This is a genomic window from Pedobacter sp. AK013, from assembly GCF_014205835.1.
Taxonomy (GTDB): Bacteria; Bacteroidota; Bacteroidia; order Sphingobacteriales; family Sphingobacteriaceae; genus Pedobacter.
Window position 1 is genome coordinate 22,035 of the sequence record NZ_JACHCQ010000053.1, and the last position, 6,347, is coordinate 28,381.

The window sequence follows — 6,347 nt, forward strand, 5'->3', positions numbered from 1 at the left end:
ATATATAGCAGCTACATTACTCTTAATAAAATCGAATCTATGTTCAACAAAATTCACCATATAGCCATTATCTGTTCAGATTATGAAAAATCAAAAGATTTTTATGTGAATAAGCTAGGGTTTACTGTTTTGGCAGAGGTTTACCGGGCTGAAAGAAAATCATATAAGTTGGATCTTGCCGTAAATGGTGTATATCAGATCGAACTTTTTTCTTTCGAAAACCCACCTGAAAGGCCTTCACGACCAGAGGCACAGGGTTTGCGCCATTTGGCTTTTGAGGTAACGGATATTGAAAAGGAAATTTCGAGGTTAAATGAACAGGGAATTGTTACTGAACCTGTTCGTATTGATGAATTTACGGGTAAGCGCTTTACTTTTTTTGCCGATCCGGATGGCTTGCCTTTAGAATTGTATGAAATTTAAATGAGCATTTTTAAGTTTAAGCAGTTCGATGTCGACCAGACAGGTTGCGCCATGAAGATTAATACGGATGGGGTTTTGATTGGGGCTATGGCCACTCATAATAATCCTAAAAATATATTGGATATAGGTACGGGCACCGGGGTAATTACTTTGATGTTGGCGCAACGTTTTCCTAAAGCTGTAATACAAGCAGTAGAGATCGACGGAAAAGCAGCAGAAACAGCCGGGAAGAATTTTGAATCGTCGGTTTTCAGTGAGCGATTAACTATTAATCATGTTGCAATTGAGCAATACAACCCAACTGAACAATTTGATCTGATTGTTTCCAACCCACCTTTTTTTGTAAATGATCTTAAGAATGAAGAGGTACGGAAAGGAATTGCCCGGCATGCAACGCTTGGTTTTTTTGATTTACTAATTGATAAATGCACTCAGCTTTTAACCCCTAATGGCAAACTTTGGTTAATTCTACCTGTAAAGCAGGCAAATGAAGTTATTAGCAGTGCTGCTGGTTATGGTTTATTGCTTGTGGAGCGGATTCATATTCATTCTGATCAAAATAAACCAACCTTTAGGCAGATCATCTGTTTGAAAAAGGGTGAAGCTGTTTTAAAAGAAAGGGACTTTAATATTTATGAATCTTTAAAACAGCATACAGCAGTTTATAAAGAATTGCTCAAGGATTTTTTCTTGGCTTTTTAGGTTAAGGTTTTAAGATGGATAGCGGTTTTAGGTAAAGATGGTTGGAGGATTTGTTTGATAGAAATTAATCGAAATATTTTGCTAATCCTGTAAATTACGGGTACAATTAAGTTTACATAATGAAAAAAATAGGATTAATTTCTGATACGCATGGTTTTTTGGATGAAGCAGTTTTTAAACACTTCGATGGTGTAGATGAAATTTGGCATGCCGGAGATTTTGGCCCGGATGTAGCTGAGCCATTAGCTGCTTTTAAGCCTTTACGGGGAGTGTTTGGAAATATTGATGATAACATAATAAGAGCAGAGTTTCCGGAACAAAATCGATTTAGCTGTGAAAGGGTTGATGTTTGGATGACACATATAGGCGGATATCCGGGCAGGTATTCATCTTGCGTGAAGCCAGAAATATACACTAACCCTCCTAAATTATTTATCACCGGCCACTCGCATATTTTGAAAGTGATGTATGACGATAAAATAAAATGTTTGCATGTAAACCCCGGTGCGGCGGGAAAACATGGCTGGCACAAGGTGAGAACCCTGGTTAGATTTTGCATTACTGATGAAAATATTCATACCTTAGAGGTTATAGAATTATCAGGTAGATAATGTAAAATATACACTAAGTATGGTTTGTGGCGTAAAAACACTAGGACAATTTATTATCGAAAAACAAGCAGATTTCCCCTATGCTAAAGGAGAACTTTCGAGGCTACTCAGAGACATTGGTATTGCTGCGAAAATCGTAAACCGGGAGATAAATAAAGCAGGTCTGGTTGATATTTTAGGTGATATGGGAACCACCAATATTCAGGGTGAAGAACAAAAGAAGTTAGATGTTTATGCCGATGAACAGTTTATTGCGGCTTTAACCAGTGGTGGCGAATGCTGTATTGTGGCAACTGAGGAAGAAGATGAAATTATCCATATCGAATCGCCGGTATCTCAAAATGCGAAATACATTGTCTGTATCGATCCTTTAGACGGTTCATCCAATACTGATGTGAATGTTGCGGTAGGAACTATTTTTTCTATCTACAGGCGAAAATCAATAGAAGGACGGGCCAGTTTGGCTGATGTGCTGCAAAAAGGTACTGAGCAGGTTGCTGCTGGCTATATCATTTATGGTTCGTCTACTATGCTTGTTTACACTACTGGTAAGGGCGTGAACGGTTTTACACTGGACCCATCAATCGGTGAGTTCTGTCTTTCGCACCCGCAGATGAAAATCCCTGAAACTGGTTATATGTACTCGGTAAATGAAGGTAACTACGTGCATTTTCCGGATGGCGTTAAAAAATACATTAAATATTGCCAGGTAGAAGATGAGGCTACCAAACGCCCGTATACCTCGCGTTATATTGGCTCAATGGTGGGCGATATTCACCGGAATTTAATTAAAGGTGGTATTTATATCTATCCAACAACTGCGCGCTCGCCAAATGGAAAACTACGTTTATTATATGAATGTAACCCAATGGCCTTTATTATTGAGCAGGCAGGAGGGAAGGCCAGTACAGGTTTCGATCGCATACTGGATATTCAGCCGACCGAACTGCACCAAAGGGTGCCGGTATTTATCGGGTCGAAAAATATGGTAGAAAAAGCAGAAGAAATGATGCTTTTATATACTGCCAAATCAATTTCGCTCGAAGTTAAAGCAGAAAATACACTACAGAATTTGGGTGTAACTGGTGGAATTGATTAAACTCCTTTAGCTCTTTCTACTTCAAATACGGTATCGATAGCAAGATTCTGTTTATCTTGTGAGGCAAAAACTGCTAAACGGTCGCAACGCTCATTCTCCGGGTGGTCGTTGTGACCTTTTATCCAGACGAATTTCACTTTGTGAAGTTTGTACAGTTCAAGGAATCTCAACCACAGGTCTTTGTTTTTCTTATCTTTAAAATTTTTGGTTACCCAGCCGAAAACCCATTTCTTCTCTACTGCATCTACTACATATTTCGAATCGGAATAAACGGTTACCTGTTGGTTTAAGCTTTTTAATGCTTCTAATCCTTTTATTACAGCCAAAAGTTCCATACGGTTATTGGTGGTCATTCTAAAGCCGCCGCTTAATTCCTTATAGTGTTGCCCTGCCCTTAAAATTGTACCCCAACCTCCTGGTCCGGGGTTTCCGCTAGCTGCTCCGTCTGTATAAATTTCGATCATAAACGTTGTAAAGTTATGTTTTTAGGTTTAAAATAGCTTGTTTTATCTGCATCTTGAATTTTGTTTCGATTTCAAATAATTGAATGTTAAGGAATTAAAAATTTGTTGTAAAAACTTTGAAAAAAATATTTGCAGGGAATGTTAAAAGTCGTACTTTTGTGACATCAAAAAACACGGTGGCTGTAGCTCAGTTGGTTAGAGTATTGGTTTGTGGTGCCGAGGGTCGTGGGTTCGAGCCCCATCAGCCACCCTTCACAGGGCAAAGGATTTTTAAAGATCTTTTGCCCTATTTTTTTGCCCTCTAATTTCTTTCTAATCAGGTAGATACGATTAAACGTTTCCGTCATTTCAGCGGTTCGATGTTGTATATTTTGAAAATTAAATTTTTCCTTGAACATCGAACCAATCAGCCTTCTTTGGTCTTCTATGGCCGATTTCGTAAAAATCGTGTATAGATCGCAAAGTGCTGTAATTGCATCATTTAAGATGGGTTGGAGTTGTGCTTTGCTGTATTTTTTTCTTCCAAATTCTTGCAATTGCGCTTCTAATCTGACAATATTTTCCTCACATTCCGTTTTGATTGATTTATAATCGTTGGTTTCCAAATCGCCGAATAATAATAATTCTCTTGCTCTGGATAATTTATTGTTGGCTTCTGTGAGCTGTTTTACTAATTGAGCCCTATATTCCTTGTTGTAATCTGAGTCATTAGAAAATTCGTCTAATATGACCAGTTTGAAAAGTTCTGCTGTTTTTGAGTTTAGGCTAAAGTCTTTAAGAAAGGACAGGAATTCTTTGTTGACTGGTTCTGCTTTGAGTCTGCACCCACACGCGGAAGAGCAGTGGTAATAGTAGTAATAGGCGCTGCGGCCTTTTGATGCGCTACCACAAAGTGTCCGGCTGCATCTGGAACAGGTAAGGAAACCTTTTAATGGAACTTTTTCATCTGCGAGTATTTTGGTTTTTATGCTTGTTTTTTTGCCGGAAAGGATATCCTGAACCTTGTAGAAGAGTGCGGTTGAGATGATTGGTTCGTGAAGACCAGTCACAGTCTGTGCCTCTTCATCCTTGTGGCTGGGAATTTGGATGATCCCACAATAGATGGGATTACGGATCTGGCATAAGAAGTTGTTTTTGCTGCAGTTCAATCCCATTTCAACCACTCTCTTGAATACCTGTTGGATAGCATATTTTCCTTTGGATAATTCTTTGAAAGCCCAGGCCATCAGCGCAGCTTGTTCCCCGTCCAATGCGAGGTATTTTTTTCCGTTCTCTGCGGTGCGGTTGATGTAGCCTACGGGTGCGAGTCCAGTCCATCGGCCTTCTTTGCGCGCTCTTCTTAAGCCGTAAAAAGTGTTGAGGCCTCTTCGGTCATTTTCAATTTCCGGTGCGGTGAGATAGATGGCCAGCATCATCTTGTTTTCCGGTACATCCATGTCGAGCGGCTGTTCGATGGCCTGGGGTTCTACACCGAGGGATTTTAGCATACGGATCATGTTGTAAGCATCGGGTGCATTACGGCTAAAACGGTCCCATTTGGTAAACAATACCAAATTTGTCTGACCACGCTGTTTGCGCAGCGTCAGCAGCAATTTGGTCCATGCGGGACGTTGAAAGGTTTTGGCAGAATGGTCTTCAAAGATCACTTTGCGGACCATTATTCCCTTATCCTGGCAATATTTTTCCAGGCGCTCGGCCTGGTCGCGTTGGGAATAACCCTTGTCTGCCTGTTCATCGGTACTTACCCTGATGTATAAATCTGCAGTTTTCATTTCTTAAAGTTTTGGTTGACAATCAAATTAGCCAATTGGTACATGAGTTCCAAGACTTTGGCCACATCATCTTTTTCTATATTGATGCCGTTCTGATATAAGATTAGCTGTGCCTGTTCAATTGATATGTTGGGCTTTTGCATTAGCCGCTGGGAAGGTGGGATTGCTGCTCGGTTTATGGTTTTAATTATTTTACTGCCTGGTCGTTTCCTTGACTTTTCTTTCATGATCATTCAGTTTTAGGGTACAATTTTGCAGAAAATAGGAGTGGTACTATCCAATATTGGATGTTAACTGACAGGGAAATAGGTTATCGGTTGGTTTGTGAGTGGATTTACCTGCAGCCGAAACTATGGTGGATGAAGGACCAGCTCAGCTGGGGTTCTTATTCAATTCTCGCTCAAATTTAAGGTTCAGTTCTGGCACGCAAAGGAATTTCCGGCATAAACCCTCCTGTGGCCTTTGCCCACTGACCCATTTATTCCGTTCCTCCTTTTGCTTTGGCAGAAGCTGAACCTTGCCGGGCTCCATAATTAAATCAGAAAGATTATGGAAAATTTAAGTATTAAGGTAGCAGAGAGTGAGATCAGTTATCGTCCGGCGTTTAGAATGGCGGAGCTACCTCAGGTGACTTCTTCGAACGAAGCTTATCGGGTTTTAATGGATCGTTGGGATGATGGTAGACTGGAACTATTGGAAGAATTTAAGGTGATTTTGCTCAACAGAAGGGCTAGGGTACTGGGGGTAGTGAATATTTCTCAGGGTGGTTTTTCGGGCACGGTTGCCGATCCAAAAGTGATTTTTGCGGTGGCATTGAAGGCCTGTGCGAGTTCGATCATATTGGCACACAACCATCCCAGTGGGGAGCTCTCTCCAAGTGAAGCTGATATTTGGTTAACCAAAAGGTTTGCTGTAGGAGGGGATATATTAGGGATTAAGGTGCATGACCATTTGGTTATTTCAAAATATGGATTTTATAGTTTTTTAGATGAGGGAGTGATTTAGATCGTGCTGCTAACATTAAAAAGAAACAAGTTGAATGTTGCTGACTGTATTCATTTTTGCAGAAAATATGAATGCTGGATTCTCTATAACGAAAATTGAAGAATGTATTAAATAGGATAAGTGGCATCAGATATTCTAAATACTATTAATTCGCGATTTAAAATGATACGTTCAAAAGTGTGTATTTCAATGAAAGTGACCCCTCTGTTTCGGGCCAAACTGGCCACCAATTTGATTACCGGATGATGCGTATCTAGTTCCTTTCCCTCCG

At 40.1% G+C, this 6,347-nt stretch carries 7 protein-coding genes, 1 tRNA gene and 1 pseudogene; 6 read left to right on the forward strand and 3 right to left on the reverse strand.

Features of this window, described 5'->3' with window-relative positions:
- Positions 1–39: 39 nt before the first annotated feature.
- The 4 genes from HDC90_RS23625 to fbp all read left to right on the forward strand — a co-directional run bounded on the left by HDC90_RS23625 (position 40) and on the right by fbp (position 2,835).
- Complete coding sequence (locus tag HDC90_RS23625) at positions 40–423, forward strand: VOC family protein (RefSeq protein WP_184470876.1); 384 nt, start codon at positions 40–42, stop codon at positions 421–423.
- A gap of 51 nt (positions 424–474) precedes the next feature.
- Positions 475–1,125 carry a tRNA1(Val) (adenine(37)-N6)-methyltransferase gene (locus tag HDC90_RS23630; protein ID WP_255497830.1) on the forward strand — a complete coding sequence of 217 codons (651 nt, stop codon included), beginning with the start codon at positions 475–477 and terminating at the stop codon, positions 1,123–1,125.
- Positions 1,126–1,244: 119 nt separating this feature from the next.
- A complete protein-coding gene (locus HDC90_RS23635; RefSeq protein ID WP_184470880.1) occupies positions 1,245–1,736 on the forward strand; it encodes a metallophosphoesterase in 492 nt (163 codons plus the stop codon).
- A 19-nt stretch (positions 1,737–1,755) separates the two neighbouring features.
- Positions 1,756–2,835, forward strand: coding sequence for a class 1 fructose-bisphosphatase (gene fbp / locus HDC90_RS23640; RefSeq protein ID WP_184470882.1), 1,080 nt, complete (start codon positions 1,756–1,758; stop codon positions 2,833–2,835).
- On the opposite strand, the gene rnhA is transcribed toward fbp, so the two are convergent.
- Entirely contained in the window at positions 2,832–3,299 is a 468-nt protein-coding gene (gene rnhA / locus HDC90_RS23645) for a ribonuclease HI (protein ID WP_167293783.1), read from the reverse strand. The two genes, fbp and rnhA, sit on opposite strands and share 4 nt — an antisense overlap.
- 176 nt (positions 3,300–3,475) lie before the next feature.
- Here rnhA and HDC90_RS23650 point away from each other — a divergent pair.
- Positions 3,476–3,549: transfer RNA gene (locus tag HDC90_RS23650), tRNA-His, on the forward strand.
- Positions 3,550–4,291: 742 nt separating this feature from the next.
- On the opposite strand, the pseudogene HDC90_RS25610 reads toward HDC90_RS23650, so the two are convergent.
- Positions 4,292–5,071: pseudogene (locus tag HDC90_RS25610) on the reverse strand (recombinase family protein); the annotation flags it as partial.
- Positions 5,068–5,298 (reverse strand): hypothetical protein, encoded by a 231-nt coding sequence (locus tag HDC90_RS23660; RefSeq protein WP_184470884.1) that lies wholly within the window; start codon positions 5,296–5,298, stop codon positions 5,068–5,070. The pseudogene HDC90_RS25610 and the gene HDC90_RS23660, both read right to left, overlap by 4 nt.
- A gap of 322 nt (positions 5,299–5,620) precedes the next feature.
- Between HDC90_RS23660 and HDC90_RS23665 the strand changes: the two genes are divergently transcribed.
- Entirely contained in the window at positions 5,621–6,076 is a 456-nt protein-coding gene (locus HDC90_RS23665) for a JAB domain-containing protein (protein ID WP_184470886.1), read from the forward strand.
- The last annotated feature ends 271 nt before the right edge of the window (positions 6,077–6,347 follow it).

Bases quoted from the DNA above. Each gene is read 5' to 3' on its own strand.
- HDC90_RS23625 (WP_184470876.1), top strand. From the start codon at position 40: ATGTTCAACAAAATTCACCATATAGCCATTATCTGTTCAGATTATGAA.
- HDC90_RS23630 (WP_255497830.1), top strand. From the start codon at position 475: ATGAAGATTAATACGGATGGGGTTTTGATTGGGGCTATGGCCACTCAT.
- HDC90_RS23635 (WP_184470880.1), top strand. From the start codon at position 1,245: ATGAAAAAAATAGGATTAATTTCTGATACGCATGGTTTTTTGGATGAA.
- fbp (WP_184470882.1), top strand. From the start codon at position 1,756: ATGGTTTGTGGCGTAAAAACACTAGGACAATTTATTATCGAAAAACAA.
- rnhA (WP_167293783.1), bottom strand. From the start codon at position 3,299: ATGATCGAAATTTATACAGACGGAGCAGCTAGCGGAAACCCCGGACCA.
- HDC90_RS23660 (WP_184470884.1), bottom strand. From the start codon at position 5,298: ATGAAAGAAAAGTCAAGGAAACGACCAGGCAGTAAAATAATTAAAACC.
- HDC90_RS23665 (WP_184470886.1), top strand. From the start codon at position 5,621: ATGGAAAATTTAAGTATTAAGGTAGCAGAGAGTGAGATCAGTTATCGT.